Raw genomic sequence first — 14,128 nt, 5'->3', positions numbered from 1 at the left:
TTTCAGCCAAGCGAAAGGATCAGCACGTCGCGTGGCGGCACGACGATGCCGCCGTTACTGACATAGTCGATGGGCCAGGTCGCCTTGTCCTGCGCAAGTGCCCCCCGGGCGAGTGTCACTTCGGTCTTCTGCGCCGTTCTCGTCGGATTGACGAGCCAGAGGAAGCTGCCCTTTTCCCCCTCGTGGACGCGAGCGAAGAGGGCGGTGTTCGACAGCGTCACATGCCGCTTCTTTCCACTCCATCTCAGCAGTTCGGCAAAGAACGCGCCGTTCGCCTTTCCCTGTGTGCGGTAATAGGCAACGGAGGGATTGGTGCCGATCAGCAGCGTGCGGCCCTTGCCGTAGGTATTTTCGACGACGGCAAGACGGCCGTCGGTGAAGTGGCCGCGTCCCGTTCCGCCGGTCAGCCGATAAGACTGCAGGAAGCCGCCACCGTCGACCGCCGCGCCGTCCAGATCGAAATGGATGCGGTCGCCGACATCGGGCATGAATTCGACTTCCTCCTCGCGCGCGCCGAAGATCTCGTCGAGGCCCATGTTCGGCTGGACGGTGCCGACCTGACCACGATCGCCGAAATAGCCGGGGCATGCTTCGGCAATCAGCGTGCCGCCGTTTTCGACCCAGGCTTTCAGGCTCTTTGCCTGTTCTGATGTGAACATGATCGGGTAGGGGAAATAGAGGAAATCATAGGCCGCGATGTCGTCGATATGCACCCAGTCCGGCTGCACGCCATTTTCGAGGAAGGCACGATAGGCCCCCCACATGGCTTCCGGATAGGGTTTCTCCTTGCGGTCGTGGTTCAGGAGGTAATCGAACTCCTGGGTTTCGCGAACGACAAGGATGCCGACCTCGCCGCGCACCGGCTTTGCCTCCCAGAGGGCACTTTGCGCCTTGTCGTTTGCCCATTTCGCCATGGCGCTTGCCATGTCGGAGCGCGGCGTGCGCGAGCCGTCCATGCCGTAGGAGCCGAAGGCGCCGAAGAGCGGACCGTCGAGCAGCGGGCGCCAGCGCAGATTGATCACGCCGCGGGCGCCGCCGGCAAGCGAGGTCATGCTCCAGAGACGGATGTCCTCGGGCTCGGCGACGCGGCCGTCTTCCTTGTCGCGGCCGATCACCTGCGGCTGCAGCCAGAGCGGCCCGCCCTGGCGCTCGGCGTGCCAGAACGGCTTGCCGCGCGCGGCAGCGCGGTTGATGTCGACGCCATACCAGTTCTTCCAGGCTTCCGACCCCTTGCGGGCCTGGATCCAGGTGAAGCCATAGACCTCGACCTTGGAGGCGGCGAGCCAGTCGTCGCAGCCGTTGGCAGCCATGTTGGGAATTGCGCCGGAGATACCATGGGCGGCGATCACATTCTTGCCGTCGACGGCGCGGATCGTGTCGATGCGCCATTGCATCTGGTCGTAGAAATTGTCGCGTTTGAACTGCAGCCAGTCGATGCATTCGGGATAGGGCGCCATGTGCACCGGCGGCTCGATATCGTCCCATTCGGCATAGCTGTAGCGGTACCAGGCTTTCGCCAGGACCTTCAGGCTGCCGTACTTCTTCTCCAGCCATTTGCGAAAGGCCGATTTGGCATAGGGGCTGTAATCGACATCGGCGGAATAGTTGCACTCGTTCCAGACGTCATAGCCATAGATCGCCGGATGATCCTTGTAGCGGGTGGCGAGCGCGGTCAAGAACTTGCCGGCGGCTTCCTTCACTTCGGGGCAGTTCAGCGTCAGGGCGCCGGCGCCGCCACCATTGTTGGAGAAGCCGCCGGTCGCCGACGAGACGCCCATATAGGAACCGAGTTTGGTGCCGTCGGCATTGACCTGCAGCGCATGAGCATATTTGCGCACTGCCCAGTCCGGCACGGCATGGATCAATTCGGCGATGACGGTCTTGATGCCGTTTGCAGCGGCAAGGTCCATCTGACGGTCGTATTCCTCCCAATCGTAGACGCCGGGGGCGGTTTCGATCGCGCTCCACATGAACCAGTGGCGGAAGATGTTGAGGCCGTCCTGCCCGGCGGTGGCGTAGTCGCGTTCCCAATCTTCGCGGGGCGGGTTGGACTTGCGGAAATAGACGGCGCCGTAGGGCAGCTGGATATCTTTGTTGAGCATTTTCCTGTCCTTCTCTATCGATGACCGGACATGGCTTCGCCGTCCGGAAAGAAGGCTCCGGCAGTCGGCAATCGAAGATGTCGTCCGGTGTTCTAAAAAGCGTTGATCTAGCGCGGCCCTCCGGCGAGGAGTTCCAGGGTGCGGATGAGGGCGGAATGGTCGCGTTCGCCGTCGCCATTGGCGATGGCGGCATTCATCAGCTGCTGCGTGGCGGCCGTGTTCGGCAGCGACAGATCGAGTGCGCGGGCGGCATCGACGGCAAGCGTCATGTCCTTGCGGTGCAAGCGGATGCGGAAGCCGGGCTCGAAGGTCTCCTTGACCATGCGCTCGCCATGCACTTCGAGGATGCGCGAGGAGGCAAAGCCGCCCATCAGCGCGGTACGCACCTTGGCCGGATCGGCGCCGGCACGCTTGGCAAACAGCAGCGCTTCGGCAACCGCCTCGATCGTCAGACCGACGATGATCTGGTTGGCGACCTTCGCCGTCTGGCCGTCGCCGCTACCGCCGAGATGGGTGATGTTCTTACCCATCTTTTCGAAAAGCGGCTTGGCGCGCTCGAAAACCTGCTCCTTGCCGCCAACCATGATCGTCAGCGTGGCGGCCTTGGCGCCGACCTCACCGCCGGAAACCGGGGCATCGAGATAATCGCAGCCGAGCGCCTCGATGCGTTTGGCGAAAGTCTTGGTGGCGACCGGCGAGATCGAGCTCATGTCGATAACCAGCTTGCCCTGGGAAAGGCCGGCGGCGACGCCGTCTTCGCCGAACAGAACCGCCTCGACATCTGGTGTATCCGGCAGCATCAGGATGACGATGTCGGAAGCGTGCGCCACCGCCCTGGCGCTTGTTGCGGCTTTGCCGCCCTTGTCGACAAGATGCTGCGAGGTTTCCTTCACGCGGCTCAGATGCAGCGTGTGGCCGGCGTCGATCAGGTGTTCCGCCATCGGGCGGCCCATGACGCCCAGTCCGATAAATCCGATGTTCATGCTGTCCTCGCTGACTTCAGATAGGGTTTCATCCAGCCGAGGCCTTCGCTGGTGCCGGATTTCGGCTTGTACTCGCAGCCGACCCAGCCGTCGTAGCCGAGGCGGTCGAGTTCGGAGAGGATGAAACCGTAATTGATCTCGCCGGTGCCGGGTTCGTTGCGGCCGGGATTGTCGGCGATCTGCACATGGGCGATCTTCTCCTTCAGTCGGATGAAGGTGGAGACCAGGTCGCCCTGCATGATCTGCATGTGGTAGAAATCATACTGGATGTAGAGATTGTCCGAGCCGACCCGGTCGAGTATGCGTTCGGCATCAGTGGTGGTCGACAGGAAGAAGCCGGGAATATCGCGCAGGTTGATCGGCTCGACCAGCAGCTTGACGCCGACGTCGGCACAACGCTTTGCTGCATATTTCAGATTGTCGACCAGCACCGTTTCCAGCGTTTGAAGGTCTGCACCCTTCGGCACCAGCCCGGAGATGACATTCACCTGCCTGCAATCGAGCGCTGCGGCATAATCGAGCGCCTGCGCGATCCCGTTGCGGAACTCCTCTACGCGGTCCGGCAGGCAGGCGATGCCACGCTCGCCGCCGGCCCAGTCGCCTGATGGCACGTTGAAGAGCGCCTGTTTCAGGCCGCTCGCCTCCAGCGCCTCGGCGACCTTCTCCTTGGGTTCGGCATAGGGGCCGAGATATTCGAGGGCGCCGAAGCCGTCCTCTGCGGCTGCCGTGAAGCGGTCGAGAAAGGGCAGGTCCTGGTAGAGGAAGGAAAGGTTGGCGGAAAATTTCGGCACGGGATCGTCCTTAAATATTGGCAGGCGCGACGAAACGATGCCGGTGCAGCATGCGCTTGTCGCGAGGGTCGGGATTGGGAACGGCGGAGATGAGGCTCTTCGTATAGGCCTCTTTGGGAGCGGTGCAGATCTGTTCGGCCTCGCCAAGTTCGACGATTTTGCCGCGATGCATGACAGCGACGCGATCGCAGAAATAACGCACGACCGAAATGTCGTGGGAGATGAAGATGAAGCTCAGGTTTAGCCGCTGACGGATATCGAGGAGCAGATCGAGGATCTGGCTGCGGATCGAGACGTCGAGTGCCGACGTTGCCTCGTCGGCGATGATGATGCGCGGATCGAGCGCAAGGGCGCGGGCGATGCCGATGCGCTGGCGCTGGCCGCCGGAGAAGGCATGCGGATAACGCTCCATGCCCATCGGGTCGAGGCCGACCAGGCGCATCAGTTCGGCGACGCGGTCCTCCAGCGCCTTGCCCTTGGCCAGCCCGTTGACAACAAGCGGATCGCCGATCACCTCCTTGACGGTCATGCGCGGATTGAGCGAGGCGAAAGGATCCTGGAAGACCAGGCGGACTTCGCGGTGGAAGGTGCGGAGTTCGCGCTTGGTGAGTTTCGTGACGTCGATCTCGCTACCGTCCTTGCCGCGATAGCTGATGCTGCCCGATGTCGGCTCGACGGTGCGCAGGATGAGCCGGCCGAGCGTCGTCTTGCCGGAGCCGCTTTCGCCGACGATGCCGAGGTTTTCGCCGGGATAAAGATCGAAGCTGGCGTCGTCGACGGCGCGCAGCGTATTGGTCTTGCCGTGCCAACCGTAGATCTTGCCGAGATTGCGGACGGACAGGATCGGCTGCGGCGCCTCCGGCGACAGCGCCACGGCGGGCAGCCTGCCTTCGACATGGTGGGTGAGCTTGACCGTCGAGGCCAGCAATTGGCGGGTATAGGGATGCTCGGCGGCGTGGTAGATCGCATCGACCGATCCGCGCTCGACGATGCGGCCGAAGCGCATGACGGCAACATCATCGGCCACTTCGGCGACGATCCCCATGTCATGGGTGATGAGCAGCATGGCCATGCCGCGTTCGACCTGCAGCCGCTTGATCAGGTCGAGGATTTCGGCCTGGGTGGTGACGTCGAGCGCCGTCGTCGGCTCGTCGGCGATGAGAATATCGGGATTGCCGGCAAGCGCCATGGCGATCATGGCGCGCTGGCGCATGCCGCCGGAGAATTCGAAGGTGTAGCGGTCGGCCATCTTGTCCGGGTTCGGGATCTCGACCTGGCGCAGCAGTTCGACGGTCCTTTCGCGGGCGGCGCGATGATCGAGATTGCTGTGCAGGCGCACCGCCTCGATGATCTGCGAACCGATGGTGTGAACCGGCGACAGCGAGCTCATCGGCTCCTGGAAGATCAGGCCGATGCGGCGGCCGCGTATGGCGCGCATCGCCCGGTCGGACGGCTTCAGGGCGGCGATATCGATGACCCCGTTATCCCCGGTGACCTCGTCGCCATTGCTGACCAGGATGCGGCCGGAAACGATGCTGCCGGGGCTGTCGACGATCTGCAGCAGCGAGCGGGCGGTGACGCTCTTGCCGGAGCCGCTTTCGCCGACGAGGCAAAGCGTCTGGCCACGCTTCAGCTCGAAGCTGACATTTTCGACGGCGTGCAGGATGTGGGTGCGCAGCCTGAAATCGATCGAGAGGTTTTCGACGGAGAGAACGACGTCGTCTGAAAGATCGGTCATGGTTTCCTCCTCAATTGTCGTAAGGGTCGGCGGCATCGCGCAGGCCGTCGCCGAAGAAATTGAAGGACAGGACGGCGACGACGACTGCGAGCGACGGCCAGATCAGGAGCCACGGCGCGGTTGCGACGGTGCGGATGTTCTGGGCGTCCTGCAGCAGCACGCCCCAGCTAACGACCGGCGGCTTGAGACCGATGCCGAGGAAGGACAGCGAGGTCTCGGCGACAATCATCGTCGGCACGGCCAGCGTCACGACCGCAAGGATATGGCTCGTCAGCGACGGCAGGATGTGGCGGAAGATCAGCCGCGCTTCGCTCGATCCGTCGAGCCGGGCGGCGACGACGAAATCCTCGCTGCGCAGTGCGAGGAACCGGCCGCGCACCTCCCGCGCCAGGCTGGTCCAGCCGAGCAGCGAGACGATGATCGTTATGACGAAATAGACATTGACCGGCGACCACGTCAGCGGGATCGCCGCCGCCAGGCCGAGCCACAGCGGGATGGTCGGCATGGCGCTGACGACCTCGATGACACGCTGGATCAGCGTATCGACCCAGCCGCCGTAGAAGCCGGAGATCGAGCCGAGCACGACACCGAGGATCAGCGACATGGCGACACCGACGAGGCCGATCGACATGGATACGCGGGTTCCGTAGACGAGCCGCGAGAAGACGTCGCGACCGAGCCGGTCGGCGCCGAGCAGGTACATCGGATCGTTCTGGTTGAGGGGGCCGATCAGGTGGCGGTTCATCGGGATCAGGCCCCAGAGATCGTAGGCCGCGCCTTTGACGAAGAAGCCGATCGGGACGACCTTGGTGTCGTCGACGACGAAGGTGCGGCGCAGCGCCACCTTGTCGATCTCGACCTTGTAGCCCTTCACGTGGAAATTGAACTCCGAGCTGCCGTCCGGTTTCTCGACGAAGAAGCTGAAGCCCTGCGGCGGGGCATAGGTATATTGCGGCCGCGAGGTCATCGGCAAAGCCGGCGCCAGGAATTCGGCGAAGAGGCCGACCAGATAGAGGAAGAGGATGATGGCGCCGGCCACCATCGCCACCTTCTGGCGAACCAGTTTGCCGGCGACCAGCCGCCAGGGGCCGATCGCGGCGGTCGAGACGGTCTTGCCCTGTTTCAGCGGGCTGATCGAGGGACCATCGGCAACGGTGTGAAGCGGACCAGCATGGGCTCCGAAGGTTTCGTGCGTGCTCATCGCATTCCCCTCAATTGAATCGGATGCGCGGATCGAGCAGCGCCAGCAGCAGATCCGACAGCAGCATGCCGACAAGGGTCAGCGCGCTCAAAAGCAGGATGAAACTGCCGGCGAGATACATGTCCTGCGAGATCAGCGCGCGGAAAAGCAGCGGACCTGCGGTCGGAAGATTCAACACGATGGCGGTGATGGTCACGCCGGAGACGAGATGCGGCAGCACCCAGCCGATCGCCGAGACGAAGGGATTGAGCGCGATTCTGACCGGATATTTGAGGATCACCTTGTATTCCGGCAGTCCCTTGGCGCGGGCGGTGACGACATAGGGCTTGTGCAGCTCGTCGGTCAGGTTGGCGCGCAGGATGCGGATCATCGCTGCCGTTCCGGATGCGCCGATGATGATGATCGGGATCCAGAGATGGGCGAGGAAATCGCCGACCTTGGCGAGGCTCCAGGGCGCCTCGGCATACTCAGGCGAGATCAGCCCGCCGACGCTCTGGCCGAGATATTTATAGGCGACGTACATCAGCGTCAGCGCCAGGATGAAGTTCGGCACGGCAAGGCCGATGAAGCCGAGAAAGGTGAAAACGTGATCGCCGATGGAGTGGCGGCGGACGGCCGAATAGATGCCGATCGGCAAAGCCACGATCCAGACGAAGAGCAGGCTCAAGAGCGAGATCACCAGCGTCGAGCCCATGCGCGCCCAGATCAGCCCGGAGACGGGCTGGCCCCACTCGAAGGAGTAGCCGAAGTCGCCGCGGCTGACGATGCCCCAGATCCATTTCAGATATTGGACATAGAAGGGGTCGTCGAAGCCGTAGATTTCCTTCAGCCGCTCGATCTGCGCGGGATCGACGGTCTGGCCGCTGTCGCTCATGGTGGCGATCATCGAGGTCAGATAGTCACCCGGCGGCAGCTGGATGATCAGGAACGAGATCAGCGACATGCCAAACAAGGTCGGGATCATGTAGAGCACGCGCTTGAAGATATAGCCAAGCATCGAAACGTTTCTCCTCCCGTCGGGAACGCTGTGACGCGCTTCCCCCGGATCTTCACCCGCCTTCGGCCCTCCAGGCCGAAAGCGCTCCTCCGTCGCATGTCATCTCATTTCCAGGTGAGATGCAGGACCTCAAGCCGATCGATACCTGGCACCTCCACCTCGGCGCGGCCATTCCCGAGGCTGAAGCTTGCGGCGCGGTCGGCAACAACGAGCCACGCCTTCGCCACCGATCGGCCCTCCGGAATCTCCACCGAAACGGTCTGCGCTGCCAGAGGGTAATTGTCGCGGATCGGGCCTTTCATCATCATCGGATTGGTGAGATTGAAGAGGCTGAGCGCCAGACCCTCACCGTTTTCGCGCAGCGCCAGATCGACGACGCCCTTGCCTTTGACGGTGACGCGCGGCGTCTTGCCGAGCGCCCAATGGACGGTGTTGGCGATGAGCCGCGCATGATCGACGGCAAAGACCTCCCAGAAGATCTCGCCGATATTCCAGGGAATATAGACCGTGCGGCCACCCTTGCCGGTCTCGCGAGCGATGACGGCAGCGCCTTTCGGGGCCTCGCGCGGATAGACCTCTTCCATCGGCAGGTCGGGAAAATCGGGGATATAGAGGAAGGGCGTCTTCGCATCGGCCGACGGTTCGGCGTGGATCAGGCGGGTGCCGCCCATGATGCGTTCGGCGCCGTCGAAACCCCGATTGATCGGGTGATTGCCGGAAAGGGCGACATAGGTGTTTTTGACGATGCCGCGCGGGCCGGAAACGTATCTGGCGCCGAGCACGTCGGCCAGACCGAATTCGTCACGCTTCTTGCCAAATTCGTCACGCAGCGACGTCTCGTAAGAGGCAATCACGCTGCCGCCGCAATCGACATATGCGCGGATCGCCGCGTTCTGCGCATCCGAAAGGCAGGAGGCGTTGGCGAGAATGATCAGCTTGAAGCGGTCGAGGGTTTCCTCGGTCAGCACCTGGTCCGAGAGCAGCTCGAAGGGCAGTCGGGCTTCGACGAGGGCGTGATAGAGACCGAGATCGTGCTTCTCGGCGGAATGCCGCTCTTCCGGCGCCCAATGGCGCAGCGTCGTCGAGGGATCGACGACAGCGATTTCGGCGGTCGGCTTCATGCTTTCCAGCACGGGCTCGACGGCTGCCTGCAGGCCGAATGCGTCGGCCACCGGCTCGACCCAGCGTTTGTCGGGCACGACACCGTTGAATTTGGTGAACCAGGCGTAGAGGCCGTGGGCAGTGCCGTCGTTGATCCAAAGCTGCATCTCCTCACCCGAGGTGACGGCATCCTTCCAGCGATATTCCTCCTCCGGGCCGATCGAGGTGATCAGCACAACCGGGCGGTCGGGGAAGGTGGCGCGGATGCGCTTGCCGTTACGGCCAGCCGACCAGCCGAGCTCCAGGCCCTTGCGGCCCTGATGGTCGACGACGAGGAAGGGGCAGTGCCTGGCGATGACCGAGAGGTCGAATTCCATCAGCGACGCGCCGCCCATGTTCGGAATGAAGCTCGCATGCGGGCGGATCGCTTTGACGGCATCGTCCCATTGCGCGATCATGTCGGTGAGCACGCGGCGGCGCCATTGCACCCAAGCCTGCCAGGCCGGATCCTCGGCATCGGGTTTTACAGGCAGGGCGTGGCCGGACATATCCTTGAAGCGGCGGGCGCTGTCTTCGCTATAATCGACGCCGTGGCCCTGCCAGCGATTGGCGAAGACCGCATCGATATCGTATTTGCGGACGATCTCCTTGACCACCTCAGGCATGAAGACGCTGTTGTAGTCGCCATAGGCATTGGTGACCCAGACATCGGGATAGGCCCAGTGGCGGCGTGGCGTGCCGTCGGCATTGATCATCACCCATTCCGGATGGGCTTTGGCGGCATCGTCATGGATCGCATGCGGGTCGACGCGGGCCATGACATGCATGTCGAGCTTGCGGGCGGCGTCGACGAGCGCGCCGAAGATATCCTTGTCGCCGAGATATTTGCTCACATAGTGGTAGGGCACTTCGCTCGGATAATAGGCGATATAGCCGCCTGCGCTGAGGCAGACCGCGTTCGATTTCGTGCGTTTGAAGACATCGATCCAGAATGCCGGGTCGTATTTCTCCGGGTCGTCTTCCACGAAGGTCAGCTGGGTCCAGCGGGTCGCGGTCTTGAACCAGTCCGGCGTCCTCAGCGTGTGGGTGTTCTGTTTTCTGGCGTCGAGCATCGTCTTCATCCAATCATTGGCAAAAGAAGGCCCCCGGCGCCGACCGGCTCGTCGGGCGCCTGGTATGGCTCATGAAGTTGAAGGCCATCAGGCCTTGTAGAACTGCTCCGGCATGGTCGGAGCGGGCGTCGGCCAGCCGAAAGAGTTCGGCATGATCTTCGTGACGTTTTTCATGTTGTTCTTGACGACGCCGTATCCGTCCGGCGGCAGCGAGATGCCGAAGACATAGAAATTGTCGGCGGCGCCTTGCAGGATCTGCTTCATGACCTCGCGCTGGCCTGATGCGTCGGAGGTCGCCTTCAGCTTGTCGTAGAGCGCAAGCTGGTTCTTCGTGCTTTCCGGCGGTTCCTCAGCATTGGCATTGGCGCGGTCGCGATACCAGAGCTGCCAAGCGGGGGCATACATGGCGTTGGCATCGGTCGGCACGTAATAGCGCGGGTCGAGCATGGCGGCGACGCCGCCGTTTGCGCCGAACTGGTGGGCAGTCGCATCGAAATCACGGCCCTGACGGACGCGGGTTTCCCAGAGCGAACGGTCCATCGAGCGCATCTGTGCATCGATGCCGACCGCCTGGAACATCGGGATCACCAGCTGGAAGAGATCGAGGAAGACGGCGCGCGCCTGGTCGATCTCGAAGATGATCGTCAGGCGGCGGCCCTTTTCGTCGAGGCGGAAGTTCTGGTCGTCGCGCTTCGGCACGATCTGGTCGAGCATGGCATTCGCCTTGTCGACGTCATAGGCCGTGAACTGCGTGGCGAGCTGCTCGTTGTAAAGCGGATCCTCCTTCTTGATCGACGGCTGGGCGGGCGCCCCCTGACCAACGAGCACGGCATCGATCAGCGACTGCCGGTCGAGTGCTGTCGAGAGTGCCGCACGGAAATCCTTGTTCCGGAAGAGCTTCCGCTTGGTCTCGTCATTGTGGTTCAGGTTGAAGATGAAATTCATCACATTGGCTTCGGTCGAGGTCAGTGTGTAGAAATCATAGCCGCCCTGCTCACGCGCATCGTAGAGAACCGACTTGTTGTTCGGTGTGGCGATATACTGGTCCATCAGGTCGACTTCGCCCTGCATGGCCTTCAGCAATAGAACCTGCGGGTCGGCGACCATCTGGTAGACGATACGGTCCATATAGGGCAGCTGGTTGCCCTCGGTGTCGACCTTCCAGTAGTAGGGATTGCGCTCGGCAACGGCGCGTTCGGTGTTTTCGCCGGGCGCTATCGTGAACATCCAGGCATGCACGCAGGGCTTCTTCGAGGAGTTGAGGAAGAAGGCATTGTCGTCCTGGAAACCGGCGGCAGCTTGGAAGGAGGCGATCCAGCTTTCGAAGCCGCGTTGCTTGGCGAGTTCATCGGCCTTCGGATTGTGGTCGATGTGGAACTGCTCCAGATAATGCTTCGGCGTGCGCGTCGTCTGGTCGTTGTTCGCCCAGGCGACCTGCAGCGGGAACAGGCCGTTCGGCTTGTCGAAGATGACCTTGAAGGTCTGTTCGTCGACGATCTCCAGCTTGGCCGGCTTGCCGCCAGACTTCCAATGATCCTGACCGACGAAGGCGACGCGCTTGTCGGTGAAAACGGTGTCGTACCAGAACTTGATGTCGGCGGTGGTGTAGGGATGGCCGTCCGACCATTTCATGCCCTTGCGCAGGCGGATCGTATAGACCTTGGAGTCGGCATCGCCCTCGAAGGACTCGGCGACGTTCAACGTCACGCCAGACCAGTCGGGCGTATAGCGCAGCAGCGGCTCGTAGGCCTGGTAGCGGAACAGCATCGACAGCGACCCGCCGCCGACCAGCGCCATGTTCCAGTCGCCGCCGTATTTGCCGACGCTTTCGACTGGTTTGACGACGAGCGGATTTTCAGGAAGCCGGTCCTTCAGACCCGGCAGGGCGCCGCTCGACACCTTCGTTTTCAGAATATCCGCTTCCTTGAAGTCAGCGGCGAAAACCGGCAGGGCCGGCAATATCAGGGCGGCCGACGTCCCGGCCAGAAACGCACGTCGTTTCAGCTTGATCATAGGGGATCTCCTCCAAAAACCGTGCCCTTATTCATTATTTTGCTATTGGGCTTGGGATGAGGGAAAGATTACATTTGGATATTGTTAGGTAAAGCGTTATGTTTTCGTTAGTGCGAAAATTTGCTTTTGGGATGCGGTTGATATAGCCAGCGTCCCATCAACCGAATGTAGGGGTGCCAGGTGGGAAGCAGAGGCCGGGTTACATTGCAGACCATCGCAAGGGAGGTCGGCCTGTCGAAATATGCGGTGTCGCGCTCGCTTGCCGGCAAGAGCGGCGTCAGCGAGGAAACGCGCGCGCTGATCCGCGAGACAGCGCAACGCCTCGGCTATACCAGGCCGTCCGGGCAGGGTGCTGGAGGCGAGGTCGCGGTTGTCTTTCACGATCTCGATGCCGTTAACAGTGAGCTCTACATGCAGGTGCAGAACGGCGTGCAGCGCGAGGCTCATCGGCTTGGCATGACGCTGCGCGTACGCTGGACCCATGATTCCAGCCAGTTGGAGGAGCTGGCGCGCACTTGCGACGGGCTGATGCTCGTCGGTCCGCATGCCCGTGAGGCAGTGGCGGCGGCGAGTGCCACCGGCGTTCCGATCGTGCGTTTCGGCTGGGTGGATGCACTCGAACAGATCGACCATGTCGGCGGCACCGACCATGAGGCGGGGCAGGCGGTGGTGGAATATCTGGTCGGGCTCGGCCATCGGTCCATTGTTTACGTCTATGGCATGCCGGGCCTGCGGGGACGCCAAGAGCGGCACTACGGCGCCCGCGAAGTCGCCGAACGTTATCCTGACGTTGCGCTTCATGTTATGCAGTTCGACGAAGAGAATGGCTTCAGAGCGGCCTTCCGAGCGCTCGTGGAAAAAGGCATCCAGCCGACGGCTTTTTTCTGCGCCCATGACGGGCTGGCACTGACCGTGGTTTCCGAGTTGCTCGGTCAGGGATACCGCATTCCCGACGATATTTCGGTCGTCGGGTTCGGCGACTACTCGCCCGCAACGCAGATCTCGCCGGCGCTGACGACGGTGAGGATGGAGGGGCAGGAATGCGGGGCGGTCGGGCTGCGGCTCTTGCTCGAGCGCATCGAGAATCCACGCCTGCCCGGAATGCCGGCGCGGCGCATCATGATTGCCTCCCGCATTATCGAGCGCCGCTCGGCCGGACCCTGCAAGGCGGCGGCGAGCGTCGATGCCGCCGAGGTTTAACCGCCGAGCGAAGCAATCGCAGCCTTGACTGCGTCCGCGCCGGACTTGGTCGGCCGGTATTCCAGACCGACGGCGCCGTCGTAACCGTTGGCAAAGATCCAGCCGAGGCGTCGGGCAAGGTCGATATCACCGGAGCCCGGTTCGTTGCGGCCGGGGTGATCGGCGACATGGACGTGGATGATACGGTCGAGACGGCCGTTCAGTACCTCCTCGGTGCGCTCGTCCATCACGGCGGAATGGTAGATGTCGTAGACGATACCGATCTCGGGGCGAACGACGTCATCGATGATGTCGAGACCTTCGCGGGTCGAATCGAGGAAATAGCCGACATGGTCGATGCGGATGTTGAGCGGCTCGACGCCGAGGCGGACACCGCTGCCTTTGAGGATATCGGCGCCGGCTCTCAGCGTTTCGGTGAGTGCCCTGCGCTGTTCTTCGCGGGTCAAGCCTGGGAGATCGTCGCCCGCCTGGGCAATCAGCACTGGCGCGCCGAGACGCTTCGCGACACTGACGGATTCGGCAAGGCCTTTCAGCCAGGCCTGCCGATTGGCGGCGTCGGTCAGCGCGATCATCGGTTCGGCGACGAGGCTGGAGACGGCAAGGCCGGTTTCCTTCAGCGCCGCCTCGATCGCATCGAGATCCTTGTCGCTCCAGCGCCAGAATTCGATCGCCGTCAGGCCGGCCGCATGGGCGCGGCGGATGCGATCGGGAAAGCTGTCGCCCTCTTCGGCAAACAGCCACTCTATGCAGGCTGAATAACGTCGCATGAAAACTCCTCCCATCCTGTTGATGCAGGCATGCGACAGATTGGAGCCTGCCGCAAGAGGAGTTCAGGCGCTTGACGCCCGGGTTCATTGGCGGAACACTCGGCAATCAGGCCGGAATCTCCG

The 14,128-nt window shown here is 62.4% G+C and carries 10 protein-coding genes; 1 reads left to right on the top strand and 9 read right to left on the bottom strand.

Going from position 1 to position 14,128, the window contains the following annotated elements; genetic code table 11:
- Positions 1–2 precede the first annotated feature (2 nt).
- The 8 genes from AC244Q_RS17660 to AC244Q_RS17625 all read right to left on the bottom strand — a co-directional run bounded on the left by AC244Q_RS17660 (position 3) and on the right by AC244Q_RS17625 (position 12,038).
- Positions 3–2,102: a beta-galactosidase gene (locus AC244Q_RS17660; RefSeq protein ID WP_113546053.1), complete on the bottom strand. Its 2,100-nt coding sequence runs from the start codon at positions 2,100–2,102 to the stop codon at positions 3–5.
- A gap of 107 nt (positions 2,103–2,209) precedes the next feature.
- Positions 2,210–3,085: a 2-hydroxy-3-oxopropionate reductase gene (locus AC244Q_RS17655; protein ID WP_113546052.1), complete on the bottom strand. Its 876-nt coding sequence runs from the start codon at positions 3,083–3,085 to the stop codon at positions 2,210–2,212.
- Complete coding sequence (otnI, locus tag AC244Q_RS17650) at positions 3,082–3,876, bottom strand: 2-oxo-tetronate isomerase (RefSeq protein WP_113546051.1); 795 nt, start codon at positions 3,874–3,876, stop codon at positions 3,082–3,084. Before otnI ends, AC244Q_RS17655 begins: the two co-directional genes overlap by 4 nt.
- 10 nt (positions 3,877–3,886) lie before the next feature.
- Positions 3,887–5,614 (bottom strand): ABC transporter ATP-binding protein, encoded by a 1,728-nt coding sequence (locus tag AC244Q_RS17645; protein WP_113546050.1) that lies wholly within the window; start codon positions 5,612–5,614, stop codon positions 3,887–3,889.
- A 10-nt stretch (positions 5,615–5,624) separates the two neighbouring features.
- Positions 5,625–6,815: an ABC transporter permease gene (locus tag AC244Q_RS17640; protein WP_012758738.1), complete on the bottom strand. Its 1,191-nt coding sequence runs from the start codon at positions 6,813–6,815 to the stop codon at positions 5,625–5,627.
- Between the two features lie 10 nt (positions 6,816–6,825).
- On the bottom strand, positions 6,826–7,812 hold the full coding sequence (locus tag AC244Q_RS17635; protein ID WP_011653237.1) for an ABC transporter permease: 987 nt from the start codon (positions 7,810–7,812) through the stop codon (positions 6,826–6,828).
- 104 nt (positions 7,813–7,916) lie between these two features.
- Positions 7,917–10,025: a family 10 glycosylhydrolase gene (locus AC244Q_RS17630; protein WP_113546049.1), complete on the bottom strand. Its 2,109-nt coding sequence runs from the start codon at positions 10,023–10,025 to the stop codon at positions 7,917–7,919.
- Between the two features lie 87 nt (positions 10,026–10,112).
- Positions 10,113–12,038, bottom strand: a complete 1,926-nt coding sequence (locus AC244Q_RS17625; protein WP_017995003.1) for an ABC transporter substrate-binding protein — start codon at positions 12,036–12,038, stop codon at positions 10,113–10,115.
- 180 nt (positions 12,039–12,218) lie between these two features.
- Between AC244Q_RS17625 and AC244Q_RS17620 the strand changes: the two genes are divergently transcribed.
- Positions 12,219–13,238, top strand: coding sequence for a LacI family DNA-binding transcriptional regulator (locus AC244Q_RS17620; protein ID WP_113546048.1), 1,020 nt, complete (start codon positions 12,219–12,221; stop codon positions 13,236–13,238).
- Here the strand turns inward: AC244Q_RS17620 and AC244Q_RS17615 are convergent.
- Positions 13,235–14,005, bottom strand: coding sequence for a TIM barrel protein (locus AC244Q_RS17615; RefSeq protein ID WP_113546047.1), 771 nt, complete (start codon positions 14,003–14,005; stop codon positions 13,235–13,237). The genes AC244Q_RS17620 and AC244Q_RS17615 overlap by 4 nt on opposite strands.
- Between the last annotated feature and the right edge of the window lie 123 nt (positions 14,006–14,128).

Source organism: Rhizobium sp. CB2179, from assembly GCF_057653455.1.
The sequence above is the reverse complement of the archived record's forward strand: the minus strand, read 5'-3'. Positions and strand labels throughout refer to the sequence as shown.

Excerpts from the sequence above, each read along its gene's own strand:
- AC244Q_RS17660 (WP_113546053.1), bottom strand. The coding sequence starts at position 2,102 with ATGCTCAACAAAGATATCCAGCTGCCCTACGGCGCCGTCTATTTCCGC.
- AC244Q_RS17655 (WP_113546052.1), bottom strand. The coding sequence starts at position 3,085 with ATGAACATCGGATTTATCGGACTGGGCGTCATGGGCCGCCCGATGGCG.
- AC244Q_RS17645 (WP_113546050.1), bottom strand. The coding sequence starts at position 5,614 with ATGACCGATCTTTCAGACGACGTCGTTCTCTCCGTCGAAAACCTCTCG.
- AC244Q_RS17640 (WP_012758738.1), bottom strand. The coding sequence starts at position 6,815 with ATGAGCACGCACGAAACCTTCGGAGCCCATGCTGGTCCGCTTCACACC.
- AC244Q_RS17635 (WP_011653237.1), bottom strand. The coding sequence starts at position 7,812 with ATGCTTGGCTATATCTTCAAGCGCGTGCTCTACATGATCCCGACCTTG.
- AC244Q_RS17630 (WP_113546049.1), bottom strand. The coding sequence starts at position 10,025 with ATGCTCGACGCCAGAAAACAGAACACCCACACGCTGAGGACGCCGGAC.
- AC244Q_RS17625 (WP_017995003.1), bottom strand. The coding sequence starts at position 12,038 with ATGATCAAGCTGAAACGACGTGCGTTTCTGGCCGGGACGTCGGCCGCC.
- AC244Q_RS17615 (WP_113546047.1), bottom strand. The coding sequence starts at position 14,005 with ATGCGACGTTATTCAGCCTGCATAGAGTGGCTGTTTGCCGAAGAGGGC.